The organism is Photobacterium salinisoli (assembly GCF_003614885.1).
Lineage (GTDB): Bacteria > Pseudomonadota > Gammaproteobacteria > Enterobacterales > Vibrionaceae > Photobacterium > Photobacterium salinisoli.
In genome coordinates this window covers 735,552-762,052 of sequence record NZ_QZMS01000007.1, presented here as the reverse complement: position 1 = coordinate 762,052, position 26,501 = coordinate 735,552, and the positions used below count along the sequence as shown (strand labels likewise).

27 protein-coding genes are annotated in these 26,501 nt (G+C 50.1%); 22 read left to right on the top strand and 5 right to left on the bottom strand.

Going from position 1 to position 26,501, the window contains the following annotated elements:
* Nucleotides 1–2: 2 nt before the first annotated feature.
* The 5 genes from D6M16_RS04175 to D6M16_RS04155 are packed head-to-tail and all read right to left on the bottom strand — an operon-like array spanning nt 3 to nt 5,339.
* Nucleotides 3–1,031: a flagellar motor switch protein FliG gene (locus D6M16_RS04175; RefSeq protein WP_120511861.1), complete on the bottom strand. Its 1,029-nt coding sequence runs from the start codon at nt 1,029–1,031 to the stop codon at nt 3–5.
* Nucleotides 1,009–2,718, bottom strand: coding sequence for a flagellar basal-body MS-ring/collar protein FliF (gene fliF / locus D6M16_RS04170; protein WP_120510701.1), 1,710 nt, complete (start codon nt 2,716–2,718; stop codon nt 1,009–1,011). Before fliF ends, D6M16_RS04175 begins: the two co-directional genes overlap by 23 nt.
* A 3-nt stretch (nt 2,719–2,721) precedes the next feature.
* A complete protein-coding gene (fliE, locus tag D6M16_RS04165) occupies nt 2,722–3,072 on the bottom strand; it encodes a flagellar hook-basal body complex protein FliE (protein WP_120510700.1) in 351 nt (116 codons plus the stop codon).
* An 18-nt stretch (nt 3,073–3,090) separates the two neighbouring features.
* On the bottom strand, nt 3,091–4,455 hold the full coding sequence (locus tag D6M16_RS04160; RefSeq protein ID WP_120510699.1) for a sigma-54-dependent transcriptional regulator: 1,365 nt from the start codon (nt 4,453–4,455) through the stop codon (nt 3,091–3,093).
* Nucleotides 4,455–5,339, bottom strand: coding sequence for an OmpA family protein (locus D6M16_RS04155; protein ID WP_162940926.1), 885 nt, complete (start codon nt 5,337–5,339; stop codon nt 4,455–4,457). Before D6M16_RS04155 ends, D6M16_RS04160 begins: the two co-directional genes overlap by 1 nt.
* A gap of 518 nt (nt 5,340–5,857) precedes the next feature.
* On the opposite strand from D6M16_RS04155, the gene D6M16_RS04150 reads away from it, so the two are divergent.
* The 22 genes from D6M16_RS04150 (at nt 5,858) to D6M16_RS04045 (ending at nt 26,399) form a co-directional block, all read left to right on the top strand.
* A complete protein-coding gene (locus D6M16_RS04150) occupies nt 5,858–6,673 on the top strand; it encodes a FliM/FliN family flagellar motor switch protein (protein WP_162940925.1) in 816 nt (271 codons plus the stop codon).
* A gap of 20 nt (nt 6,674–6,693) precedes the next feature.
* Nucleotides 6,694–7,101: a flagellar motor switch protein FliN gene (fliN, locus tag D6M16_RS04145; protein WP_120510697.1), complete on the top strand. Its 408-nt coding sequence runs from the start codon at nt 6,694–6,696 to the stop codon at nt 7,099–7,101.
* 2 nt (nt 7,102–7,103) lie between these two features.
* Nucleotides 7,104–7,880: a flagellar type III secretion system pore protein FliP gene (gene fliP, locus D6M16_RS04140; protein WP_120511859.1), complete on the top strand. Its 777-nt coding sequence runs from the start codon at nt 7,104–7,106 to the stop codon at nt 7,878–7,880.
* Nucleotides 7,881–7,889: 9 nt separating this feature from the next.
* Nucleotides 7,890–8,159, top strand: coding sequence for a flagellar biosynthesis protein FliQ (gene fliQ / locus D6M16_RS04135; RefSeq protein ID WP_027252354.1), 270 nt, complete (start codon nt 7,890–7,892; stop codon nt 8,157–8,159).
* Nucleotides 8,159–8,938 carry a flagellar biosynthetic protein FliR gene (fliR, locus tag D6M16_RS04130; RefSeq protein WP_120510696.1) on the top strand — a complete coding sequence of 260 codons (780 nt, stop codon included), beginning with the start codon at nt 8,159–8,161 and terminating at the stop codon, nt 8,936–8,938. The genes fliQ and fliR overlap by 1 nt, the downstream gene beginning before the upstream one ends.
* Nucleotides 8,935–10,062, top strand: coding sequence for a flagellar biosynthesis protein FlhB (gene flhB, locus D6M16_RS04125; RefSeq protein WP_027252356.1), 1,128 nt, complete (start codon nt 8,935–8,937; stop codon nt 10,060–10,062). The genes fliR and flhB overlap by 4 nt, the downstream gene beginning before the upstream one ends.
* A 21-nt stretch (nt 10,063–10,083) precedes the next feature.
* Complete coding sequence (gene flhA / locus D6M16_RS04120; RefSeq protein WP_120510695.1) at nt 10,084–12,177, top strand: flagellar biosynthesis protein FlhA; 2,094 nt, start codon at nt 10,084–10,086, stop codon at nt 12,175–12,177.
* The gene (locus tag D6M16_RS04115; protein WP_162940924.1) at nt 12,170–12,976 is read left to right on the top strand and encodes a hypothetical protein; all 807 of its coding nucleotides are present in this window, start codon (nt 12,170–12,172) and stop codon (nt 12,974–12,976) included. The genes flhA and D6M16_RS04115 overlap by 8 nt, the downstream gene beginning before the upstream one ends.
* A gap of 528 nt (nt 12,977–13,504) precedes the next feature.
* Nucleotides 13,505–14,386 carry a lateral flagellin LafA gene (gene lafA / locus D6M16_RS04110; RefSeq protein ID WP_120510693.1) on the top strand — a complete coding sequence of 294 codons (882 nt, stop codon included), beginning with the start codon at nt 13,505–13,507 and terminating at the stop codon, nt 14,384–14,386.
* A 385-nt stretch (nt 14,387–14,771) separates the two neighbouring features.
* Nucleotides 14,772–15,728, top strand: coding sequence for a transposase (locus D6M16_RS04105; protein ID WP_120510692.1), 957 nt, complete (start codon nt 14,772–14,774; stop codon nt 15,726–15,728).
* A gap of 552 nt (nt 15,729–16,280) precedes the next feature.
* Entirely contained in the window at nt 16,281–17,810 is a 1,530-nt protein-coding gene (locus D6M16_RS04100) for a M28 family metallopeptidase (RefSeq protein WP_120510691.1), read from the top strand.
* A 416-nt stretch (nt 17,811–18,226) separates the two neighbouring features.
* Complete coding sequence (gene fliD, locus D6M16_RS04095) at nt 18,227–19,567, top strand: flagellar filament capping protein FliD (RefSeq protein WP_120510690.1); 1,341 nt, start codon at nt 18,227–18,229, stop codon at nt 19,565–19,567.
* Nucleotides 19,568–19,579: 12 nt separating this feature from the next.
* Nucleotides 19,580–19,969 (top strand): flagellar export chaperone FliS, encoded by a 390-nt coding sequence (gene fliS, locus D6M16_RS04090; protein ID WP_120510689.1) that lies wholly within the window; start codon nt 19,580–19,582, stop codon nt 19,967–19,969.
* A complete protein-coding gene (locus tag D6M16_RS04085; protein ID WP_120510688.1) occupies nt 19,962–20,267 on the top strand; it encodes a hypothetical protein in 306 nt (101 codons plus the stop codon). Before fliS ends, D6M16_RS04085 begins: the two co-directional genes overlap by 8 nt.
* Nucleotides 20,267–21,364, top strand: a complete 1,098-nt coding sequence (locus D6M16_RS22465; protein ID WP_240435520.1) for a flagellar hook-length control protein FliK — start codon at nt 20,267–20,269, stop codon at nt 21,362–21,364. The genes D6M16_RS04085 and D6M16_RS22465 overlap by 1 nt, the downstream gene beginning before the upstream one ends.
* A gap of 15 nt (nt 21,365–21,379) precedes the next feature.
* Complete coding sequence (locus D6M16_RS04075; protein ID WP_120510687.1) at nt 21,380–21,853, top strand: flagellar basal body-associated FliL family protein; 474 nt, start codon at nt 21,380–21,382, stop codon at nt 21,851–21,853.
* Between the two features lie 7 nt (nt 21,854–21,860).
* The gene (locus D6M16_RS04070) at nt 21,861–22,589 is read left to right on the top strand and encodes a FliA/WhiG family RNA polymerase sigma factor (RefSeq protein WP_120510686.1); all 729 of its coding nucleotides are present in this window, start codon (nt 21,861–21,863) and stop codon (nt 22,587–22,589) included.
* A gap of 15 nt (nt 22,590–22,604) precedes the next feature.
* A complete protein-coding gene (gene motA, locus D6M16_RS04065; protein WP_027252369.1) occupies nt 22,605–23,462 on the top strand; it encodes a flagellar motor stator protein MotA in 858 nt (285 codons plus the stop codon).
* Nucleotides 23,462–24,427: a flagellar motor protein MotB gene (locus D6M16_RS04060; protein WP_120510685.1), complete on the top strand. Its 966-nt coding sequence runs from the start codon at nt 23,462–23,464 to the stop codon at nt 24,425–24,427. Before motA ends, D6M16_RS04060 begins: the two co-directional genes overlap by 1 nt.
* A 61-nt stretch (nt 24,428–24,488) precedes the next feature.
* Nucleotides 24,489–24,800, top strand: a complete 312-nt coding sequence (locus D6M16_RS04055; RefSeq protein ID WP_081669253.1) for a hypothetical protein — start codon at nt 24,489–24,491, stop codon at nt 24,798–24,800.
* A gap of 133 nt (nt 24,801–24,933) precedes the next feature.
* Nucleotides 24,934–25,884: a peptidoglycan DD-metalloendopeptidase family protein gene (locus D6M16_RS04050; RefSeq protein ID WP_120510684.1), complete on the top strand. Its 951-nt coding sequence runs from the start codon at nt 24,934–24,936 to the stop codon at nt 25,882–25,884.
* Nucleotides 25,788–26,399 carry a bactofilin family protein gene (locus D6M16_RS04045; RefSeq protein ID WP_120510683.1) on the top strand — a complete coding sequence of 204 codons (612 nt, stop codon included), beginning with the start codon at nt 25,788–25,790 and terminating at the stop codon, nt 26,397–26,399. Before D6M16_RS04050 ends, D6M16_RS04045 begins: the two co-directional genes overlap by 97 nt.
* The last annotated feature ends 102 nt before the right edge of the window (nt 26,400–26,501 follow it).

Below are 26,501 nucleotides of genomic sequence, written 5' to 3'. Positions count from 1 at the left end.
ACTTACTCCACTGTTTGTTCCTGATACAGGCTCAGTTCGATCTCACCGGCATCGGCCAGTTCTCGAACCACTTGCATAATGTCCTGTCTCGCCCTTTCAACCCGGGATAATGGCATCGCACCACGCATGGCCATTTCATCATCCAGCGAGTTGGCCATACGCTGTGGCATGGACTGTTTGATAGCCATTTGCAGCTTGAGCTCTGCCCCTTTCAGCGCAGTCGCCCACAGGTCGAGAGGAATTTCCTGGATCAGACGATCCATCGTTGCCTCACGCTGGCGGGAAAGGATAACGAAGTCGAACATATTTTCTTCGATTTCGCTGACCACTTTTTCGTCATGCAGTTTCAGCATTTCCATCAACTGGGCACGATCACCCTCAAAGCGGTTAATAATGTCAGCAGCCTGTTTGGCACCCAGTACCGATGCGCCCTGACCGCCCGAGACCTGCTGAATACAACGATCAATCAGCAGATGCAGATCTTTGGCGATCTCATGATCGATTTCACTCAGGCGGGCTACGCGGTAAATCAGTTCATCATGCTGCTCTGACGGCAGTTTCGCCAACACCTGAGACGAGGTTTCCGGCGGCAGATAAGCCAGGAAAATCGCCTGCATTTGCGGGTGTTCCTGACTGATGAATTTTGCGATGACGTCAGTATCCACCCACTGCAGACGCTGCATGTTATTTCGCAGCTCGTCACCATAAATACTGTTCAGTACGCCTTTGGCAAGATCATTGCCCAGGGCTTTCGACAGAGTGTTCGACAGATAATCTTTAGACGCGCCGCGAATACCACTGTGGTCACGGAAGTCATCGAAAAACCGCTGAATAACCACCTTGGCATTTTCACTTTTGATGCCAGTGAGTTTTGCCATGGATCGGGTGACGCGTTGTACTTCATCGCGGGAGAAATAACGCAGAACCTGAGCGGCTGCATCCTCTCCCATGCCCAGCAAAACCAGCGCTGTTTTATCCACGCTGCTTAATGTTTGCATGTCTGCCGGATTAGTTGTCTCGGTTGTGCTCATTTCCATTTACCCATTGTTTGAGGACTTCAGCAACGCGCTGCGGTTCTTCGCTGGCAATTAATGTCAGATGTTTCAGTTGGATGTGCAGAGGTGAACCGGAAGGCGGCAACATCATCTCAGCATCTGCATCCAGTCCGTTGGTGGTATTGCTCAGGCCTCTGTCGGACAGACGTCGGTTGAGTTCATTCTCCTGCGCCTGCTCATCGAGCTCTTTGCTCAGAATATTGTCTGGCAAAGTGGCAATGTCCATTTCCTGCCTTGCTTTGTCCACACCGGTGAGGTGGCGAATCAAAGGACGCAGCACAAAGAAGATCATTGCCAGTCCCAGCAAACCACCGATGATGTAACGCAACGGCTGCTGCAATGCCGTATCCTGCCACCATGGCATTGGGGTAACAGGTTCAATATTGACCGGGGTAAAGTTAAAGCTCATCAGACTCAGGCTGTCGCCACGCTCAGCATTCAGACCGACCGCTTCTGAGATCATCTGGCTGATTTCGGCTTTCTGCGCTTCATCCCAGGCGGCGCCATCCGGTGCGACCGCGTTGTTAAGCAGGACAGACACATTCAGTTTCTTGATTTGTCCTTGCTGATACTGGGTATGCCTTACGCTGCTGCCTAAAGCATACTGACGATTCACTTCATGGCGTTCGCTGGTGTTTTTCGGTGCTTCAGCATCGCCTTCTTCTTCCACTGTTGGTGGCTGATTGCTCAGTGAACCCGGTACGCCTAAGGCAATTTTATCGGTTGAGTTGTTTTCAATGCTGTGTTCGGAACGGACAACCGGATTGTCATCCACCATTTCACGGGTTTCTTCAATGCGACTGAAATCCAGATCGGCGGCTACCTGCACGCGGAAGTTGCTTGGACCGAGAACCGGCGTCAGCATGTCAGAAGCACGCTGAATAACCTGCTTCTCCAGATTCTTCTGATACTCCAGATATTTGGTATTCATCCGGCCGGACGTTTCCGATCCGATATCGGCACTCAGTAAACGACCAAACTGGTCCACTACTGAGACGTGTTCAGCCGCCATGCCGGTGACACTACCCGACACCAGATTCACTATGGCTTCCACTTGTTCAGGTTTGAGATCTTCACCCGGCTTAAGCTCCACCATAACAGAGGCTGTGGTCTTCTCTGTGTTCTGACGTACAAACAGAGTCTGACGTGGAATCGCCAGATGCACACGGGCGTTATTGACGGCATTAAGTGAAATGATGGTACGGGCCAGCTCGCCTTCAAGACCATGTCGGTAACGTGCGGTTTCCATAAACTGGCTGGTACCCAAAGCAGAATCGGTCTGAAGTGTTTCCAGACCGGTCGGCAGTTTGGCTTTCACGCCTTTGGCAGCCAGTAACATACGGACCTCAGCGACTCTGCCATCTTCGACCAGTACCTGACCGTTTGTTTCCTGCAAACGGTATGGAATACCTTCTGCTTCGAGTACAGAAATAATCTCGCTGGTATCAAAACGCTCCTGCTGACTGTAGAGCGGGCGATAGCTTTGTGTTGATGTCCAGAGTGCAACCACTATGATAGCTGCCACTACAGCTGCCAGTGCTGCAGACAATACAAGATTACGCTGGCTGCTGTGCCAGGCGCGTTTAGCCCTATCCAGCAGAGAATGATCAGAACGGTTGGCAGCTGTCAGTTCCGCTGCCGCTGCTTGAGTAATCATGGTCATAATTTACACCGGCATCTTCATTACATCTTCAAACGCACCGACCACTTTGTTTCTTACCTGCATCAAGGCAGAAAAAGACAAACTGGCCTTCTGACTGGCAATCATGGCACCAACCAGATCATCACTTTTTCCGGTTTCAACCGCTGTCATTTTCGCACTCGCAGCGGCCTGATGGCCGTTCACCAGGTCAAGCACTTGCGTCATAGCAGAAGAAAAAGCAAGTGGTTTTACCTGTTGGTCTAAGGGATTGGCTTTCACAGTGATGTTCTGTTCAGCCTGAGCTTGCATGAGCTGCATTTTATCCAGCATTAATTGCTGGGCGGTGGTCGTCTGCGTCAAATTCGTCGCAAGCATACTTGTGTCTCCTGATCGTTAGGCTGCTGAGCCAATTTGTGAAATATCAATGCCTTGCTCACGCATTGCCGCCAATTTGTAACGTAAAGCCCTTGTCGTCACACCCAGAGCTTTTGCTGTGAGTGTTCTGTTACCCTCGTGCTGTTTAAGCACGTCCAGCACATATTGGTATTCAGCCTGTTTCTTGGCACCAATATGGCCCTGTTCTGTTCCTGCGCTGCCGACCGCTGCCGGCATATATTCAGGTTTAATCGCCTGAATTTTGCTGCTGTCTACCGGCAGCATGAGATCCTGGGATGTCACGAAATCACCGTGGCGCATTACCAGTGCACGCTGGATAACGTTTTCCAGCTCGCGGATATTGCCCGGCCAGTGGTACTGCATCATCATCTGCTGTGCATCCCGGGATAGCTGACATGCACTGCCTTGCTGATACTTAGCGATGAAATAATCGGCCAGCGGAAGAATATCCTCAGGACGCTCGCGAAGCGGTGGCCAGTGCAGAGGTAACACATCCAGACGGTAATAAAGGTCCTCCCGGAATACCCCTTCCTGTACGGCGACACGAAGATCTTTATTGGTGGCAGCTATCACCCGGATATCAAGCTTGATGGTTTTATGGCTGCCCACACGCTCCACTTCGCGCTCTTGCAGCACACGCAATAATTTGGCTTGCAGCGCCGGCGACATTTCGGCAATTTCATCCAGCAAAATGGTGCCGCCGTTCGCTTCTTCGAACTTGCCGCTCTGGCTGCCGGTTGCTCCGGTAAAAGCCCCTTTCACATGGCCAAATAAGACAGCTTCAAGCATGGATTCCGGAATAGCAGCACAGTTCACCGCAACAAACGGCATCTTGCTGCGCGGCGACTGCTGGTGAACATACCGAGCCAGCACTTCTTTTCCTGTCCCTGATTCGCCGGTGATCAATACACTGGCATGGGTGCAGGCCGCGCGGTGGGCCAGTTGCAGAATCTGCTTGCTGCGCCAGGATTCAGCCACTATGTCAGACATAGGCTTTTGCAGTGCTTCTACACGGGCAATCAGGCTTAACAGCTGGCTGGGTTCGAACGGCTTTAATAAATAATCCGTCGCACCGGCTTTCATCGCTTCCGCCGCCAGCAAACCTTCGTGCTGATCCACTATCGCAATGGCAATCCGGCGCTGTTGAGTGTCAGCAACTGTCTGGCTGTATCTCACCCATTCAGTCAGTGACATATCCGGCAGTGAAGAGCTGACCAGAGTGATCGCCGCCTGGCGTGACTGCAAACCGGCTTTGCCGGATGTCAGGTAATCCACCTGATAGCCCGCCTGCTCCAGCACCTGAATGACTTGCTGAGCCTGCTGCCTGTCCGGTTCAATGAACTGAATTGTCTTCGTAATCATTACTGAACCCTGCTTTCATCATTGTTGCCGGCACGCATAACACGCACTGTTACCCGACGATTTAACGCTTGCCCTTTCACCGTTTCATTATTGGCAATCGGATAGCGGGAACCATGTGCCCTGATTTGAATCAGGCCGTCTTTCACACCGGCTTCCCGGAGAAAACTGGCCACATCATCGGCACGCACTTTGGATACCTGAACATTGCCCAGCCTTGAACCGACATTATCTGTATGGCCGTCGATCAGCACCTTGCTGACAGACGTATCCAGACGAATGTATTCAGCCAGATTCAACAGTGTTTCTTTTTGCTTTGTGCTCACCGTGCGTTGTCCCAAATCAAACTGAAATACCAGATCACGAGCCTGTTTGTATGACATGGCCGGCAGGCGGGAACGACAGAGAGTAAAATCAGCCAGTGCCGGCGCCATATTGACACTCGATAGCAACAGATCGACCGGGGTATTGTTGTTCTGATAAATCATCGCTACCCGCGCCCACTGGCCTGCTGTCATACCGTCCAGCAACGCATCGACCGCTTGTGTAAATCTCACCTCGGACGGGCTGACCTGCTTGCCCGGACTCAACGATGTCTGCTTGGGCGTCACCACCCAAGGGCCATCCTGCAGATAAAGGCCTGCAGACTGAAACTTAACCACAGGTCGCATCGGCTTTACTTTCAGCGTCAGATTTTCCCCGGCATCCGCGATAAAGCTCACCTGACCGAAATTATCCACCTGCTGATTTAATGAGCAGTGAAATTTGTCGCCTTGGTATTTCCACTCGACAAGATCCATCGGAGTTGAAACAAGCTTTGCTTCAACCGAACCTGCCGCAAGAGCAATAAATAAGAATGTGTATTTCTTGAGAAATGAAATTAACATTTTTACCCTTCTCAGATTTTGGAAAAAAACCAAAATTCATTTTTTAATCGTAATATCCAACTTAGCCACAAAATATTAAACAGCCAAATTGGTTTGTTGTTTCTATATATTTGTTTCTTGCTCAAAATCACTTTAATAAAATAAAGGTGATCTTGATTCAATTTATATTTGACGCCACCCTGACACTAATTTGACACCGTACCGACATTCTAACAGTCAGAATGATTTTTTTGATATGGCTTCAAAAACAGCAACTTGTGGCAAGCAAAACCTAACAAAACACTGGGTATTTCAAAGGCGGGCATAAAAGTCTCATCAATTCATATATAAGAAAACCCTATAAATGAAGATATAATCAACATGTGGACTAACATCACAAATTCAAAATCAATAACTAAAACACAGGAAATAGCTCAGGCTAGACTTAGCGAAACTAATAGTGGTTTTACCAAAATAGAAGTAAATTTAATTCGCAACAGTTAATTAAGTTGCATATGAGTTCTGACGGATATGCCAATATGAAAAAAATTGAGTTAAACAGTGCTCAACATTTCCCCACACTGAACGTTGAACATTTAGGGCGTCCAATCCATGTCATCCGGGAAGAGTTACAGAAAATCTTTTCGCAGGCAGATTCGTCAATCACCCAGGATTTACAACGCTGGGTAAAAGACAAAAATCTGACCATTAAGCTTGCTGACATTCAACTGTCCAACCGGGATGCGACGGACCAAAGCCACAATGCTTCTGTCATTCGGCATGAAGCCGGTGGGCTGATTGAAGCGCAGCTGGATACCCAGTTGCTGCTGGCGCTGTCGGATAAATTTTACAACGCCGATATCGATCGCAGCGATGCCGGTTACGCAAACTCATCGCTGACAGCCAGTGACCTGCGTCTTCAACAGCGATTGCTGCAGCGTATTTGTTCACTGGTTGCCGATGAGCAGACGTGGCAACTGACCGATGATGGTATGGCTTACGGTGTGGGCTTACTCGCCACTTTCACTGTGAGCTACCGCAAAAAAGTGGCTGAGTTCCGCCTGTACTTTGATGAAAACATGCTTCAGGTGCTGATGGATGATATGGCGTTCCAGACCAATCATCACCTGAGCGATGATTTCAGGCTCGCTCTGGAGAATACGCCGGTTCAGCTTCACGCCACGCTTTGCCAGAAAAAAATGCCACTGGATGATGTGCTCAAGCTGCGCCCTGACGATGTACTGAACATTGATCTCCTCACCAATGTGCCGGTGCGTATCGGACAGGAACATTTATTTAACGGATGCGTGGCCGACAAAGACGGCCAGCTCGTCCTGATTCTTAAAGATAAATAACACTATTACAGGATTGAAACATGACTGATTTGAATGAGATGACAGACGTAAACGCATTCAGCGAAGACGATCTGAACTTTGATGATCTGAATTTGGACCAGCTGGATGACGATATTGAACCTGCACAGGATTCAGCTACTTCGCCCTTTATTCCCTATGACGAGGTGCCTTCACGCGATATCAATTTCTTCAAAAAAATCCCCGTCACTGTCACGCTGGAGGTTTCCAGTACCGAAGTGTCGCTGGGTGAACTGATGAAAGCCGGTGAAGGCAGCGTGATTGAGCTGGATAAGCTCAACGGCGAACCCCTGGATGTCAAAGTCAATGGATCGCTGATGGGCCATGCCGAGGTTGTTGTGGTTAATGATAAATATGGTCTGCGCCTGATCGACATCGTGGATTCGCCGCTCAACTCCGTGGAATCCTGATGATGCTCCGCAATACCTGTCACCGAATAGCCCGCACCGGCGGGCTATGTATCACTGGTTTTCTCGTATTTCTTCTGTCTTCACACCCGGTATTTGCGGCCGAAAGTGGCGGCCTGACATTGATGACAGTGTCTGATGGTGCCGCCAATCAGGAATACAGCGTAAAACTGCAGGTGCTGCTCTTAATGACGGCGCTGAGCTTTTTGCCCGCCTTCCTGCTGATGGCCACCAGCTTTACCCGGATTATCATCGTGCTGGCCATTTTGCGTCAGGCGCTCGGCCTGCAGCAGAGTCCGCCTAACCGGATTCTGGTCGGCATAGCGCTGGCTTTAACTTTGCTCATCATGCGCCCTGTGTGGACGGACATCTATGAACACGCCTTCAAGCCGTATGACGCAGGCCAGATAACCTTAATGGACGCCTTTGCTGTTGCGGAAAAGCCCGTCAAAGATTTCATGCTCAAACAAACCCAGCAAAGTTCGCTTGAACAAATGCTGCACATTGCCAACGAGCCGATCGATCAGAACGCTGAAGATATGTCGTTTGCCGTCGTCTTACCCGCTTTCGTGATCAGTGAACTGAAAACAGCATTCCAGATTGGTTTCATGTTGTTTATTCCTTTCCTGATTATCGACCTGGTGGTTGCCAGTGTCTTGATGGCGATGGGTATGATGATGCTGTCGCCACTCATCATTTCTTTGCCGTTCAAGCTGGTTATATTCGTGCTGGCCGATGGCTGGGCAATGACGGTTGGCACACTCGCAGCCAGTTTCGGGTAGGAGAACATCATGACACCGGAACTCGCTGTTACCCTGTTTTCAGATGCTGTGTGGATGATCATCACCATTGTGACGGTTCTGGTCATTCCGGGGCTGCTTGTCGGGCTGCTTATTGCCGTGTTTCAGGCCGCAACGCAAATAAATGAACAGACCCTGAGCTTTCTGCCGCGTTTATTGGTGACCCTGCTGATGGTCATTTTTGCCGGCCACTGGATGATCCGAAAACTCGTCGACCTGTTCACCTATCTGTTCCATAACATTCCGGGAATGATTGGCTGATGGATCTGACCTTTGCGCAAATCACAGCCTGGCTGGGGCAAGTCTGGTGGCCCTTTTTCCGCCTCGGGGCAGCGTTGGTCGCCATGCCTTTTTTTGGCGACGGTGCCATTCCGATTTGGATACGACTGCTTTTTGCCTTGTCGATCAGTATTTTGATTGCGCCGCTGATGCCGGCAATGCCAGCTGTTGATCCCCTTTCCCTCAAAGCACTGGTGCTCGCCTTCGAGCAAGCTATCTGGGGGGTATTCTTCGGATTTATCATTCACCTGTTATTCAACACCATGACTATGCTCGGGCAGATTGTCTCGATGCAGATGGGCCTGAGCATGGCCATCATGAATGACCCGGTGAATGGCATGTCTGTCGCCCTGCTCGGCCGCCTGTTCCTGATGTTCAGCACCTTGCTTTTTCTGGCACTGGACGGCCATCTGATCGTTATTGATATTCTGGTACAGAGCTTTCATGTCTGGCCAGTCGGCGCTGGTATCAGTGAAGCGACGCTGCACCAGATTCTGACCATGGTCGGCTGGATGTTTGCCTCTGCACTGGCACTGGCCTTGCCCGCCATCGTTTCCATGCTACTCGCCAACATCAGCTTCGGTGTCATGAACCGGGCCGCGCCCAGCCTGAACGTGTACGCATTAGGTTTTCCCATGACCATGCTTCTGGGCTTGTTCAGTATTCTCATTGCTATCAGCGGTGTACCCAGCCGCTATACCCAGTTCGTGCATACCACCTTGCAGGAACTGACCTATTATGTCGCAGGAAACGGCCTATGAGTGACCAGAGTACGCAGGACAAAACAGAAAAAGCCACGCCCCAGAAAATCCGTAAAGCCAGAGAGCAGGGGCAGATCCCACGCGCTAAAGACCTCACCGCCGCGGTGATTTTTATCGTTGTGGTGTATTTCTTCTCGGTCCAGCTTGAGGCCATCTGGGATGCACTCAGCGGTGTGTTCCGGTTCAACATGCAACTGACCCGAGAAGACTTACAGTCGCCCTGGCAAGGCATAGAACATATGGGGCAAAGCCTGGCTATTTTGATAGAACTGCTGCTGCCACTGTTTGCGGTCATACTGTTAGCGGCCATCGCAGGAAGTCTGATGCTGGGTGGCTGGCTGTTCTACCCTGCTGGTGTGCTGCCAAAATTGTCGAAGATCAGCCCGATTGCCGGCATCAAACGTATGTTCTCGATACGCTCACTGGTTGAACTGCTCAAATCAACCCTCAAAGTGACCGTTATCTTCTTATTGTTATACACCTACCTGGATTCTCATCTGGCTGAGCTGATGGCGATGCAGAACCTGCCTTTGCGTCAGGGTGTTGTCGCTGTCATGAGTATCCTTTTCCATGGTGTACTGCTGATGGGTGTCGCGCTTATCATTTTTGGCTTGCTTGATGTGCCCTACCAACGTTGGGAGCACTTGAAACAACTGAAAATGACCAAGCAGGAAACCAAGGAAGAATACAAAAACAACGAAGGCCGCCCGGAAGTGAAACAGCGTATTCGCCAGATTCAGCAACAGTTCGCGCGGCGTAAAGTGGAAAAAACCGTGCCTCAGGCGGATGTGGTGATTACCAACCCAACCCATTATGCGGTCGCCATCAAATACGATCCGACTATGTACGACGCCCCTTTTGTGGTTGCCAAAGGGGTGGATGAAATGGCCCTGCATATTCAGCGTATCGCCCGCGAAAACAATGTGGAAATACTCAATTCCCCGCCACTTACGCGTGCTATTTACCATACCACTCAGTTGGAACAGGCCGTGCCTAACCAGCTGTATATCGCCGTGGCGCACATTCTGACTTATGTCATGCAGCTGAAAGCTTTCCGTACCGGGAAAGGCGGCAAACCACAGGCATTACCGACTTTTGCGATTCCACGCCACTTACAGTATTAAGGCAGGAGAGAGATCAAACCCATGTTAAACAGGCTACCTAAATTTAACCATTTAAAGCGCAGCTACATCAGCATTCCTGCTGCGCTGCTCATGATACTGGCCATGGTCATGCTGCCCCTGCCTCCTATGCTGCTGGACGCCATGTTCACCTTCAACATAGTGCTGGCTATCATGGTGCTGCTGGTCAGTACCACGGCAAAACGACCACTGGATTTTTCTATCTTCCCGACCATCTTGCTGGTCGCTACACTGCTGCGTCTGACGCTGAACGTAGCGTCAACGCGGGTAGTGTTGCTTGAAGGTCACAACGGCGGCGATGCGGCCGGTAAAGTGATTCAGGCATTTGGTGAAGTGGTGATCGGCGGTAACTATGTCGTCGGTCTGGTGGTCTTTGTCATTCTGATGATCATCAACTTCGTGGTTATTACCAAAGGTGGCGAGCGTATTTCAGAAGTCGCTGCCCGATTTACCCTCGACGCCCTGCCGGGTAAACAAATGGCCATCGATGCAGATTTAAACGCCGGACTGATCGATCAGGAACGCGCCAAACTGCGCCGGAAAGAAGTCGCCAATGAAGCGGATTTCTACGGCTCGATGGACGGTGCGTCAAAATTCGTCCGTGGCGATGCCATCGCCGGCCTGCTGATTCTGTTCATCAATATTATTGGTGGTGTCAGTATCGGCGTGTTCGAATACGATATGACGGGCGCAGATGCGTTCAAGACCTTTGCCTTGCTGACTATCGGTGACGGTCTGGTTGCACAGATCCCGTCCCTGCTGCTGGCCACCTCTGCGGCGATTATCGTCACACGCATCAATGACAGCGATGATGACATGGCTGAGTCGATGCGTAATCAGCTGCTCGCTTCCCCAACCACTTTGTTTACTGCCGCCACTATTATGGCGATTGTCGGCAGTGTACCGGGTATGCCGCACCTGGCATTTTACGCATTCGCTGCCGTACTGGCCTATTCGGGCTGGCGGCAGCTCAAATCACCTGCCCATGATGATCAACTGGAACAGGTTGAACAACTTGGCTATGCCATGCGCCGTGAAAGCGAGCAGGTACTGGCCTGGGATGATATTCCGCATGTTCAGAGCCTGTCGCTGCACCTGGGTTTTCGTCTGGTTCATCTGGTCAATAAAGATCAGGGTGCCCCGCTGTCGCAGCGGATCCGTGGCATTCGTAAAACCCTGTCTGAGCAAGTGGGCTATCTGTTGCCCGAAGTCAGTATTCAGGACAACCTCAGCCTGCGTCCCAATCAGTACACCATTGCCGTTCAGGGCGAAATCGTCGAACAGGGTGAAATTGAACCCGATCGCCTGATGGCCATTGCGGTAGGTGAAACCTACGGTGACATTGACGGCATACTGGGTACTGACCCGGCCTATCAGTTACCGGCCGTCTGGATTGAGCCAGGCGACAAAGCCAAGGCACTGAATATGGGTTATCAGGTCATTGATGATGCCACTGTCATCGCTACCCATCTGAGTAAGGTGATGAAGAACAACCTGGCCGATTTGTTCACCCACGACGATGTCGATAACATGCTCCACCGCTTGTCGCTGCAGGCTCCGAAGCTGGCTGAGGCGCTGGGCAATGTCATGACACCGGCACAGCAACTCAAAGTATTCCGTTACTTGCTGCAGGATCAGGTGCCGGTCAAAGACATCCGCACCATAGCCAACACCATGCTCGACAGTGCAGAAAATACCAAAGATCCTATCTTGCTGGCCGCCGATGTGCGCTGTAGTTTACGCCGCACTCTAGTCAACCTGATCAACGGTGACCGTAAAGATCTGAACGTGTACACCTTATCTGATGATCTGGAGCAAATTTTGCTGAAATCACTGCAACAGGCACAATCAAACGGCCAGGTTATGCTGGACAGCTTCCCGGTTGAACCCAATATTCTGCAGCAGTTCCAGCAAAACCTGCCACTGGTCAAGCAGCAGCTTAAACAGCAAAACCTGCCCCCGGTTCTGTTGGTGATGCCACAACTTCGGCCACTTCTGTCACGTTATGCGCGTACATTTGCACAAGGTCTGGCTGTGTTGTCATATAATGAAATTCCAGAACACAAGCAAATCAATGTGGTAGGAAACCTTGGCTAAGTTGTTTACCGATGCCGCGTTAAGCGAGCATGCACGCGGGCTGCTGATTCAGGCAGCCCGGACTCCGGATGATCGCATTCTGCTTGAGGCCATGCAACATAATGATATACGTCATGTCTGCCAGCCGATAAGACATACGGAAACCAATGAGGTCACTTTCCAGCACCTCACTTTACGGTTTGGCAGCAATAACGAGCAGAGTGTCTACCGTTTCGATCTGTCCGAAGAGATGCGTTATGCGCTGGATTTGTTCGGGCTGCTGCTGGCTGTCAGGCACATTAAATTTCAGCAGGAAACCATCCATGCCAGCCTGATTAATCCGCTTGTCGTACCCCTGCAGGTGGAAACCTTACTTAAATGGGAACCGGGCCAGCATTTTTTGTCTTCCCTGTTTGAACACCATAGAAAGGCGATGCAGGACGTCGTGCCCTGTATTCAGCTTTTCCAATCCGGTTTGGATTCAGAGCAATTGGGCCAATTGCTAGGCTGGTTACACGATGTCTGTCCGGCTTACTGGGTTGATATCAGGCTGCCAACCGCCTATCTCCCTTTGCTGGAGAGGCATTCACCTGCTGCTATCAAAATAGCCCAATTCAATGAAGACACGACGTTCAAGCAAGGCTTGCTGCCCGTCATCCGCTTTCTAAAGCAATGCCATGTCGAGTTTGTCGCCGGACGTGTGGCCACTCAATACGATCTGGTCCGCTTCCGTCGTCTTGGTGCGGGTTATTACTTTGGGTACATCAGCGATATACCCACTTCCTTCTCCGCGCCACGAAAGTTGAAACTCGTTAAATAGCCCCTCAACACTTTTATGTACAAAGCTAATATTTACAACGCCAGCACTTCAGCTGGCGTTTTGCTTTCTGTCGGTGCCCGCCAAATATTGAATCTCGATCACAACTATTTATTACGCTTTACCTACCACTTTTCTGCTTTTTCTTCATCGCTCACTCATTCAGAGTTAGACCATTTATTCTAATCTGAACATTAGCTGATTATTTCATTGCCATGTTTAATAAAATTAAAACAGCAGACAACGGGTTTTACCGACTAAAAAGGTTAAATTCTCAATTTTTTCAAAATTTATTTTAGCATTCCATATAACAATCAAATTGTTGATATAAAAGGAAAATTAACCAAAAAAACCAGGCAAAAAACCGCTAAACATCCAGACATCACCATTTTTTTTCACTTTTCTGATTAATGTTCTCAGAGCCTCTTCCGCCTCATATTAGCGAGTAGGAATAACGGCCACAAAGAACAACAAACTGATTTGTGTGCCGATATAAACCAATATAAAGAAGCAATACTTAGGAGAATTTTCATGGCTCTATCAATGCACACCAACTACGCATCTCTGGTTACGCAAAACACCCTGAACGGCACAGGCAACATGCTGAACACGGCCATGGAGCGTCTGGCGACTGGCTACCGTATCAACTCTGCTGCTGATGATGCTGCTGGTCTGCAAATCGCAAGCCGCCTGGAATCTCAAACTCGCGGCATGTCTGTTGCAATGCGCAACTCTCAGGACGGCATCTCTATGATGCAAACTGTTGAAGGTGCACTGGACGAAGCAAGTAACATCCTGTACCGCATGAACGACCTGGCTACTCAGGCAGCGAACGGTACTAACTCAGTAAACGACCAGGAAGCTCTGTACGCAGAATTCACTGAACTGACCAGCGAGCTGGGCAGCGTAATGGCAAACACTAAGTACGCTGGTGAAACTGTGTTTGACCCTGCGGGTGTGAAAGGCGGCGGTATCGTTCTGCAAATCGGTGGTTCTTCTGCTGAAACGCTGGACTTCGCAACTTCTATCGATGCTAAAGTAGGCGCAGCAGTAACTATGCTGCAAGCAGGTGGTACTATTGCTTCTCTGGGTACCTTCGGTGACACAGGCGCAACTGTAGCTGCTAACCAAACTGCTGCACAAACTGCAATGGATACTATCCAGACTTCTCTGGACACCATCGGTGGCGCACGTGCTGCTCTGGGTGCGAACATCAACCGCCTGGAACACACCATCACTAACCTGGGTAACATGGTTGAGAACACATCTGCTGCGAAAGGCCGTATCATGGATGCTGATTTCGCTGTTGAAACCTCTAACATGACTAAGAACCAGATGCTGATGCAAGCCGGTACTTCTGTACTGTCTCAAACTAACCAGCTGTCTGGCATGGCAATGTCTCTGCTGCGCTAATCAACAGATTAGTCTCAGATACCTAGTCAAAGTCACTCCAATGTTCAAAGCCCCGATATTCGGGGCTTTTTTTGTTTTGTGTCCTGCCCTGAATAATGCCGGCCCTTCCCTCTCCTGGAAGGACAGACATATTAAGCACCTTCCATTTTTACAGGGACAGACGCGTTATTCTTTAGGAGGACAGACACATTACCAAACAGCAGCCTAAAACCAGTTCATCAATCATTAGCCCAGAAATCTCCTGTCAGGACAGGCACATCAAGAAAAATATAAGGTCATCAATTTCATGATTTTCATACACAGCCCCAAAATCTGAACTTACCGTCTTCATCTTCGTTCAAAAACAGGTACTGTAAATCCATCCAGTACAACTCAATCATTACCAATGACAACAGCACGAAGCCAGCTAATCAGTGTAGAAGCAACGCCCTATTACCATTGTGTTTCACGTTGTGTTCGGCGATCATTTCTGTGCGGGTATGACGAACTGACCCAAACCAGCTACGAACACAGGCGGGCTTGGGTCGAAAAGCGGTTAAAGCGAATTGCCAACGTATTCTGTGTTGATGTTTGCGCCTACGCCATCATGAGCAATCATTACCATGTTGTCTTGCATATCAACAAAGATCAGGCCTATCGCTTATCGAATCACGAAGTCATTGAGCGATGGCTCGCCTTACATCGACCTCCAGTCCTGATTCAACGATTCTTAAAGAACGAAGGCTTATCCGAGGCCGAACAAAATGCCTGCTTAACCATCATCCAGACCTGGCGGGAAAGACTCTGCTCTATCAGTTGGTTCATGCGTTTGCTGAATCAATTCATAGCGAGTGAGGCTAATCGTGAAGATAACTGCACTGGCCACTTTTGGGAAGGGCGCTTCAAAAGCCAGGCATTGCTGGATGAAAAAGCCTTAGCAGCAGCTATGGCCTACGTAGATCTGAACCCGATTCGAGCCGGTATCGCCACCACACCAGAAACCTCTAATTTCACATCGGTGAAAGCACGTATAGAATCTCTGCAAAAAGATCAGATAACGGCCCCCTCTCTTTTTGCCTTCGCTGGTAATCCGAGAAAAGCTATGCCGGAAGGACTGCCATTTCGTCTGGCAGATTATCTCGAACTGGTTGACTGGACAGGGCGCCAAATCAGAGGGGATAGGTCCGGGCATATTCAATCATCCCAACGTTCTATTCTTGATCGGCTGGGTATCAAGGCTGATTCGTGGCTGGATGTTTGTACCAGAATAGAAAAATGTACCCTCATCGGATCTGCCGCTGCAATTCAAACAGCACTTCCCCAATTTAACAGGCAACGACGAACCGCCTTACAAATTCCATAATCTATGCACGCCACTCCGTATTCTCTTCATACAACACACTGAACGTAATGCGTACGATCTCGCTCTCCTGAAAATCATGTCAGCAACAGAAGAACCACTGTAATTATCAAAAAATACAGTAACTCAGCACCTTAAAGCCACTTTGGGGAGCTATTGGGTAGCATCAAGATCAAATCAGGCCTGTGACCAGAAGGGACGATCAAAAAGGACTGTCCTTCTACTACTGCTAGCTGAGGTGCCTGTCCCTTTAACTCGACTGAGGTGACTGTCCCTCTAACTAGCGTTGCATAGCTCGCAAAATTGAAATCTAATATCAATCCATCTCAACAATATATTTCTCCATATCTACCCCAAATTTCTGCGCATAACGTCAATTAAAGACAGTTACTAAGCAGTTTATCATGAAGACTCCTTTCCCCGACGGCGCTAAATACGTTATTGATAATTTTATGACAACCCTGCGTTACACCTTGATGCAAAAGGATAATTTCGCTTTCTATTCAAACTAGCCTACGTTTTGTTGGTTTAATAAAAATCTCCAGGGAGGAGAATATGAAAAACACAACAACGTTCTTGGCTTTACTCATTTCAGCTGTCTGTAGTCAGGCTTATGCCGAAGACAAAGTCTGGATATCCATCGGGTCGGATGCCAGCCAGACGGTGAAATCTGTCATGCAACACAAAGCACAAGCTTTATTACCCGAGTCATTGGCCAGCAACGGGCCAGTGTGGGTAGGACAAGTGGATTACAGCCAGTTAGCTGAGTTATCGCACCACATGCACGAGGACCATCAGCGTTGCGGCGGTTACATGGTCCACTCCTCGGCAGAAAGTGCCATTGCTGCCAGCAACATGCCACAGTCACTCGCTGTTTTTCCTATCCCTGATATCAGCCAGCAAGACACAGTCAACGCCTGGTTACCTCAGGTAAGTTCGCAAGCCATTACCGGCACAATCAGTTCACTGACCAGCTTCATCAACCGTTTTTATACCACCACTTCCGGCGCGCAGGCATCGGACTGGCTGGCCAGTGAGTGGCGTTCGCTGAGCGCGTCACTGCCTAATGCCAGCGTCAGGCAGGTTTCGCACTTTGGCTACAATCAGAAATCAGTCGTCTTTACGATAACGGGATCAGAAAAACCGGATGAATGGATCGTACTGGGTGGTCACCTGGATTCCACCATCGGCTCTCACACTAATGAGCAGAGTATTGCACCCGGCGCCGATGACGATGCATCCGGTATTGCCAGCGTGACGGAGATCATTCGCGTGCTGTCGGAAAACAATTTCCAGCCGAAACGCAGCATTGCCTTTATGGCCTATGCCGCAGAAGAAGTGGGCTTACGTGGTTCTCAGGATCTGGCCAACCAATATAAAGCAGAAGGTAAAAAGGTTATCTCTGCGCTGCAGCTGGACATGACCAACTATAAAGGCTCAGTTGAAGATATCGTCTTCATTACTGATTACACAGACAGCAATCTGACTACCTTCCTGAGCCAACTGCTCGATGAATACCTGCCAGGCCTGACCTACGGGTTCGACACCTGCGGCTACGCCTGCTCAGATCACGCGTCATGGCATAAAGCCGGTTTTTCTGCTGCCATGCCCTTTGAAGCGAAATTCAACGACTACAACCCAATGATCCACACACCAAACGACACACTGCAGAACTCAGATCCTACAGGTTCACATGCGGTGAAATTTACCAAGCTGGGTCTCGCCTACGCCATTGAAATGGCCAATGCCACAGGCGGAACGCCACCCCCTCCTACAGATAACGTGCTTAAGGACGGCGTACCGGTTAACGGCCTGTCCGGCGCAACAGGCAGCCAGGTGCGCTACAGCTTCGAGCTGCCGGCACAGAAAACACTGCAAATCAGTACATCCGGTGGATCGGGGGATGTTGACCTGTATGTGTCATTCGGCTCGGAGGCCAGCAAACAAAACTGGGATTGCCGCCCATACCGCAACGGGAATAACGAAGTCTGTACCTTTGCCGGAGCAACACCGGGCACTTACTCCATCATGCTGGACGGCTATCGCCAATTCTCTGGTGTGACACTGGAGGCATCGACCCAGTAGCGTACGCTGGGTCACCTGCAACAGAGGGGATGTTTCCCCTCTGTTATTTTAACCATATCAAATTAACGCACTCCCCCGTGTTACCGGTTCTTGATTATTAACTGTCTCCCTGCCCCTGATTTCCCGCTGAGCTTCTTAATGACCCCAACCGATTCGCCGCCCTACTTCATAGGGATTGTTGCATAGGTCACAAGGTGATCCTGCAAAGCGAATTAGCTTTACCTGTCTATTTCCTACTGAAACTGATGAGTTTCCGTCTGGAAGCAATCACTGTCAGACGGAAGATAAAGCGGAAACCTGATCGGAAATCTTGCTTCCGCTTTGTGTGGGAAAACCATGGCAATCCTAATAATTTCAAACAATTAACACAATGGCACACTAATTGCTTTAGTAGTCGTATATATAGGAGTATTTCCATGAGTTCCATCGATCCGATCAGTATGGCAACGCAGCTGGCCACCTATGAGGTTCAGCCGTTTCAGCAACGTTTTCAGACGCAGGCTGATAAGTACCAAAGCCAGATTTCTGCCTACGGCAAGATTGAAACGGCCTTGCGGACCTTCCGCAGCGCAGTAGAAGACATGAACGGCCTGAATGACAGCGTAGTAAAAAACGGTGCCACTTTCTCGCAGGAAGGCAACCTCAGTGCCAGTGTCAATGCCAGTGCACTGGCTGGAGAGTATCAGGTCTTTGTCGAACAAATCGCGACATCTCATCAGATGGGTGTTGATCTGGGCGCAGGTACCACAGCCGATAGCGCAATTCCGGCGACAGGCAGCATGGTCATCTCTATGGATGGCAATACCATGACGCTTGATCTGGCGACCGTAGACTCAGATAACGACGGCACGACTACCCTTCAGGAACTGGCTGCCGCCATCAATAATGATGAAAACAACCCGGGTGTGAACGCTTCACTGGTGCGTGCAAACGGTGAAACACACTTCATGCTGTCCGGCAAGGAAACCGGTGTCGCCAATACAGTGTCCGTGAGCGTGACAGGTACAGGTGATGCCAACTTCGAAAACGCCTTTGCCAACAGCACGGATATCAGCACACCGAAAGATGCGGTGATCTGGCTGGGTGCTGAAGGAACCGGCCTGAAACTGACCAACAGCTCCAACACCTTTGAAGGTGTGATTGACGGCGTAGATCTCACCGTTTCTAAAGCGCAAACCAGTGGTGACCAGCCCATCGGTATCACTGTTGGATCGGATAAAGAAGCCACCAAAGAGCAACTGAACAAAATGGTGGATGCATATAACGCGCTGATGTCTGAAATCGACAAATACACCAAAGTCGGTTCAAAGGATGAAAAACGTGGTGCACTGGCTGGTGATGGAACGATCCGTTCTCTGGAAAACCAGATCAGCAGTATTTTCCGCCAGTCTTACAACGGCCAGAGCCTGTATTCAGTGGGTGTTAGTATTGACCGCAATGGCAAGCTGGCAATCGACAATGAAAAGTTCGAAGCCGCCCAGGCGACAGATCCGGCCGCACTGAACGAGATGTTCAACGGCACCGATCAGCTGTTCGACTCGCTGGAAGCAACGGTAAAACCTTACCTGTCGTTCTCCGATGGCCTGTTTACGAACCGCAAAGACAGCCTTCAGCAAAACATCAGCCGTATTGACGACAAAATGTCCAATCTGGAGCGTAAGTACCAGATGTCTTACGACCGTTATCTCGCACAGTTCACTCAGATGAACCAGCTGATGACACAAATGCAGCAAACAAGCGGATTATTCGCGATTTAAAGGAGTTAACTCATGCTAATGCAAAACTCGGGCTTTGATTCGTATCAAAGCGTCGATCTGGATGCCCAGGCCGCATCAGCAAATCCTCACCAACTGGTGATCATGCTGATTGACGGCCTGCTGGATGAAGTCGTCCGGGTCAAAGGTCACATCGAATCCAACCGTCTGGAAGCCAAAGGGAAAGGCATCAGTAAATGCATGAACATCCTGATTGGTCTCGACAGTGCGCTGGATGTTGAAGCAGGTGGCGAACTGGCTGCCAATCTTCACGACCTTTACGAGTTTTGCATCAGCGAGCTCTTTAAGGCCAGCTCCCAGAACAAAGTCGAACACCTGGCGACAGTGGAACGCGTCATGACTAATGTTCGTGAGGGATGGGAAGGTTTTGGTCAGCATGCCTAACATCACAGTGAGCCAGCTAGTGACTCTCAGGCAGCATCTTGACCGCACCGTGACTGAAAGCGACTGGGATCGCCTTCAGCAACTTGATCAGACGTTACAAAAAGTACTGCTGAATCTGAAAGGCACTCAGCTGACTGAAGATTATCTTCAAGCGCTTGCCCATCTGAAAAGCAGTCATCAGACAGCTCTTGCTGCAGTCAATGCAGCGAAAGAAAAGTTACAGCAAGACATGAATGCCGTCGGTGAAGGAAAAGAAGGACTTCTGGCATATCAAATGGCCATGAATATGGAGCTTTAATGAACACTATCGTCTCACATACCAAACTGGCTAACAGTGACAGCGAGTCGGCGGACAGGGTTTCCGGCAACGTCAAACCGTCAAATGATGGCACTGCCTCCAACTTCAGTGACACGCTGCAATCCAATGCTGCCACTGACAAACAGGAAGCAGCCATTACTGAGACCTCATACGCGGCCGACGCTGCTGAACTGTCAGCACAACAACCGGACAGCAATCCGGCACTGTCTCCGGCAGCAGCTGCAGACATCATTGCCAATCTGCTGGCGCAGGCCGAAAAGCAGTTGGGAGCAAACTCCGCGACCAATACCGGAGCGGTTGTCAGTGTTGCAGAAAACGCCATGTCAGCGACCGGTAATACCGGCATACGAGAAGCGCGCTTTATGCCATCCGGCGCAACTGCCACCCCCGCCGCAACGGCAGACAGCCAGACTGCCAGCGCACAGTCAGCAGACAGCGCTCGCTTTACTGCCCTGCTGCAGCAGCGCGGACAGTCAACGGTTCAGCAGGATCCCGCGTTTTCCGGATCGTTTGAAAACCGAACTGCCGGTGCAGCACCTTCTCTGCAAACTCTGATCGCAGGACTGTCTGCAGACGGTGCGGCGAATTCCGCTAATGTGCAATCCGCTTCATCCCAACAGGCCTCTAACGCTGCGGCTCCTGTGGAATGGGCCAGCGTCAAATTGCCCCAGGGCCAGCAAAGTAAATGGGGAGAGCAGATGATCCAGGTACTGCAGGACAGAGTGCAGTTGCAGGCCAGTCAGAATTTGCAGGAAGCACGAATTCGACTGGATCCGCCTGACCTGGGCAAACTGGATTTAACCGTTCGTATGGATGGCGATCGCCTCAGTGTTCAAATCCATGCCAGCCAGTCGGCCGTGCGTGATGCGCTGGTTCAGGTATCAGAGCGGCTGAGAGCCGAGCTACAGGAACAAAATTTTGTTCATGTTGATGTCAATGTCGGCGATGGCCGTCAGGGTCAGCAGCAAGAGCATTCAGAAGAAGACTCACAACCCGTTATTTTTGCCAACAATCAGGCTGATGACAGCCAGATAACAACAACAGATTCAGGCCATTGGTTATCAACCAGAGCCTGATGAGGAGCCATTTACATGACCCAGCGTAATCTCGTCTTGATCATTATCATCATGCTGATCACCAGCGTACTGGTTGCAGCGGCCAGTGTTGGCGGTACCCTTTGGTACGTCAAAAGTCATCAGGGCGAAGGCGGTGCCAGTTTCAGTCTCCCCTTTAGCCAACCACAGAATGTCGACCCTATTTTCCATCCGCTGGAAAAATTGGTTCTGTCGGTGAAAGGCGAGCGTCAAACGCACTTCATCATGATGGAACTGGCGCTGGAAACGCGTAATGCCGAAGCGATTGAAGGTATCGACAACTATATGCCGGTTGTGCGCAATGCCCTGCTCAAACTCTTCAGCAATAAAACCTATGAGCAACTGCAGAACCAGCGGACGATTGAAGAACTTCAGGATGAAGTCAAAGGTACCTTACTGAATGCTTTCAGTCAGACACGTTATGCCCGCGCCATCGACAATGTATTGCTGACCAAATATGTGATTCAGTGAGGCGCCTATGCTAGATATCAACCCGACTGAAGAGTACGAGAAAAAACACGACACCGGGCGTAACAACCCGGCAGTGAACGAAGACAAGCTGATCCGTGATCACCTGATCTTAGTTAAACGTGTTGTCAATCAGCTACGCAGTCATGTCAGCACCCACTGCAGTCTGGAAGATATGCAGCAAATAGGTCTGATGGGACTGCTGGAAGCAGGCCGTCGCTACGGTAACGTGGAAGACCCGAATTTTCCGTCTTTTGCCGTATGCCGGATCCGCGGTTCCATTCTCGATGAACTGCGCCGTCTTGACTGGCGCTCGCGCCAGACACGTCAACAGGCGCACGAACTGAATGACGTTACCCGCGACTTAATGAAAAAACTCGGCCGCCAGCCTTCGGAGGCCGAGATCATTGCAGCGTTAGGCACAGACCAGGCCGATTATCTGCAGCGCCTCAATGCCTCTATGGCCAGCGAAATGCAAAGCCTGGATCAACTGCTTGAAAGCGGCTCTGATTTTTCGATGAACCATGACGGCGGTGAATCGGTACGTCATGAACATATTCGTCGTACGTTATCTGCGGCGCTTGGCAAGCTCAAGCCGCGTGAACAGCTTCTGCTGACCCTGTTCTATCAACATGATATGAACCTGCACGAAATTGCACTGGTGCTGAACCTGACACCGCCTCGTGTATGCCAGCTTCATAAGCAGGCACTGAAACAACTGAATCAATATCTTTGCTGATAGGAGCAAATTGACATGCAAAAATTTACCGGCGCAATCGTCATTCTGTTGTGTGTTTTCGGCGGTTACCTATGGGCCGGCGGTACCTTGATGGCCATCTGGCAGCCTGCTGAAATTCTTATTATTACCGGCGCCGCTCTGGGCTCTATCATCATAGGCAACCCACCACATGTTATTCGTGAAATGCGTATTCAGTTTCGCCAGATAATGAAACCCCGCAAGAACGAGCAAGAATACTACATGCAGTTAATGGGCCTGATGCAGCTCTTGCTGGAAACCATACGTAACGGCGGCTTCAAGTCACTGGACAGCCATATTGAAGATTCTCAGAACAGTGAGATTTTCGAGCGTTACCCGCTGGTCAAAGACGACAGCCATCTGGTGGCTTTCATTACCGATAACCTGCGTCTGATGGCTATGGGTCAGATGTCACCCCATGAGCTGGAAGCGCTGCTGGAGCAGGAAATCATGGCCATTGAAGACGATCTTCTGCTGCCTTCACGTTCGCTGCACCGCACTGCGGAGGCGCTGCCCGGCTTCGGTATTCTGGCAGCTGTGATGGGCATCATTATCACCATGCAGTTCATCGACGGTTCTATTGCACAAATTGGCTACAAAGTCGCCGCAGCACTGGTCGGGACATTCCTCGGTATCTTCGGTTGTTACTGTGTGCTGGATCCGGCCAGTAATGCCATGTCGCAACGTGTTAAGCGTGATATGACCGCCTTTGAATGCGTTCGGGCCACACTGGTCGCTTATGTCGCCAAAAAGCCTACCCTGCTGGCCATAGATGCTGGCCGTAAACACATTCAGCTCGATGTTAAGCCAAGCTTCAATGACATGGAAAAATGGCTGTCTGAGCAGGAGGCATAATGCAACGGCACGATCAGATCATCATCAAACGAGCACGCCGCAATTCGCATGAAGCCGGTCATGGCGGGGCATGGAAAGTCGCATTTGCCGACTTTATGATTGCCCTGATGGCGCTGTTTCTTGTGCTGTGGATCCTGGCCATTGTCGACAAGACAGAACGCCAAGCGATCGTGGCTTATCTCAACAGCTCCAGTTTGTTCGACCAGGCTTCAGGTAATCCGTTTAATACCTCGACCAGCCTGTCTCCTATCGATCTGGGCGGTGAAGCAGCCGATCTGAGCTCACATGATGCAGCTGTGACTGTCACCTCCTTCTACGACGGAAATGGCGATGGTTCACAAACTGATGCGCTGGTTCAGGGTACGTATGAAACTCAGGAACAACTCAAAGTACTGGCGCAAGTGGTTGAAGAGCTGGCAAAGCAGGTTTCAGCAGAAGGGAATGTGCATGTCGATGTAACACCGCAAGGGCTGCGCATCGTCTTGCAGGACGACTTCCGCCAGAACATGTTTCACCGGGGAAGCAGTGAGCTGACGCCTTTCTTTGAGGATTTACTGCTGGCACTGGCCCCCATTTTCCAGAAGATTCAGAATCCGCTGATTATCAGTGGTCACACGGATGCGGTTCGCTACAGTGGCACATTCAGCGAAAGATCAAACTGGGAGCTGTCGGCCTCACGTGCCAATGCAGCACGCCAGACGCTGATTGTCGGTGGGGCGCCTGAAAATCATGTCTTACAGGTTGCAGGCATGGCCGATCGTGCACCGCTGAATCCTGAAGAACCGAAAGCCAGTGAAAACCGACGTATTGAGCTGTTTGTCCTGACATCATTGGCTGCCCGAATGGTGGAAACACTGTTCAAAGGGCCACCGGCTAACGATGACGGTCCGGTATTACAGCAGGCCCGTGAGAAAGCGGAATTCAATCAGCCTGTTATCCGTCAGGATTACATTGAGGCGTCTTAATTGAGTAAACGGCAAAGGGATTATCCCTTTGCCACCTGGAGAACTTTAGCGAAGTTAACCCATGAAAAGAGCTGCATCATCTTCCGCAATTGTCCCAAGTGAACGTCGACCGGACAGTCTGCAAAAGTTATTTCTCTGGCTCATAGTGCTGGATTATTTTCTGCTCAGCCATTTTTTGCTGAGGATGCACAGCATGACACTGAATACAGGGACGACAATCAGTTTACTGCTTTTAGGCTACAACGGACTGCTCTCCTATCTGTGTTTTAAACGCGCCCGCCGTAGCGGTGATTTCTACATTATTTACCCTACGCTTGCCGCGATATTGCTGGCTTTTATTCTATTTTTGTATTTTTTCTTTCTCATCGCTTAACGGGACAGGCAGCAGGACATTACAGGAACTTATGCCACAGAGCACAGTTTTGCATCATCCTTTCCTGGCTAGAGTTAATCCTGCATGCAGCTTGTCGCCTTATGCGTAAGAGAAAGCGAATGAGCTTAGCGTAATGAAAGATCAACTCACTATCTCGATATCAACGATTAACGGGTCTTACCATTTTCAACTGGGTAAGTATTTACGGCGAAACCTGATAGCGACCCTGCTGTTGTTCATCGTCGCCGTCGTGGTCATGGCATTTTCGATTCAGTATTTATGGAATGCCGTTGATCAGACACAACAGGAAAAATCGCAGTTAAACCAGCATGCCAATGAGCTGAAAGATGAAATTCTTAATCTGGAAAGTGATCGGCAGTCGCTGGAGCAAAACCTGGCCGACAGGCGCTATGAACTGGAACAGATTTCTGGTCGTGTCAATGAGCTGGAGAACGTGCTGGGTATTGAAAGTGAAGGCGAACAGCCTTTGGATACCCGACTGGATACTGCAGCCCTGAACTCGGCGGTACGAGTCGCCATGCTGAAAGTGATACCAAACGGTAGTCCAATGGAATACCGGCGTATTTCTTCCTCATACGGCTCCCGTAACCATCCTGTTTACGGTAACAAGCGTCGTCATCTGGGTATTGATCTCAGCGGACACACGGGCACACCCGTTCACTCTCCTGCCGATGGCGTCGTAGAGCTGGTACGGCCCAGTAAAAAAGGTTACGGCAATTTGCTGAAAATTGACCACGGCTATGGATTCATGACTCTGTATGCGCACCTGAAAGCATTCAAAGTCAAAACCGGGGATTTCGTCAGAAAAGGCGATCTAATTGCATTATCAGGCAACAGTGGTACCTCAACTGGCCCCCATCTCCATTATGAGGTTCGTTTTCTGGGTCGGGCTTTGAACCCCAAGTATTTCATCAACTGGGGGCCCGATAACTTTGACTATCTGTTTAACCATGAGAGGAGCATCCAATGGGACTCTTTAGTAAAAGTGCTGGAAGCACAGGCAAGCACTCAACTGCAACTATCATTGCACAAGGCTGTTCCTTCAAAGGCGATATCGAACTGAGCGGTAATATCCAGGTTGATGGCTACATTGAAGGACGTATCCGTACCGAGCAGACACTATCGATCAGTGCAACAGGCCGTGTGTCTGGCGAGATTTTTGCCAATAAAGTGGTCATCAACGGTCTGCACGAAGGGGCTTGTCATGCCGACAGCATTGAGATCCTGGAAAAAGGCAAAGCCAAAGGCGTGATCTACACCAACGATATTTGCATTGAGCGAGGCGGCTGCTTCCATGGCCAGACTTACCCGGCTGATAAAGAAAAAGTGGTCACTATCAATAAAGAGGAAACGGTTAAAGCTGCCGAGGCTTCTAAAGAGCTCAGCAAGAAAGAGAACGATAAAGAGGCCGCACCACTGACACCGCCGACACAGCTCAAATCAGCAGATACCTCAGGTACCGCTGATAAAAGCGCCGCGACTACAGCAGCGGTTAAACCCGCAGCTCATTCAGCCTCAACATCCGCAGTGACTGCACCTGTCACGGATAACAGAAAACAAGTCAACGCCCGAAAATAAACACTCTAACCGGAATCCAGGATTCCGGTTTTTTCTGCCCTGTTTTCCCTTCGCACTCTTATGCTGCCCACCTGCCGATTAAAACTGTTATCTGCTTCCCAA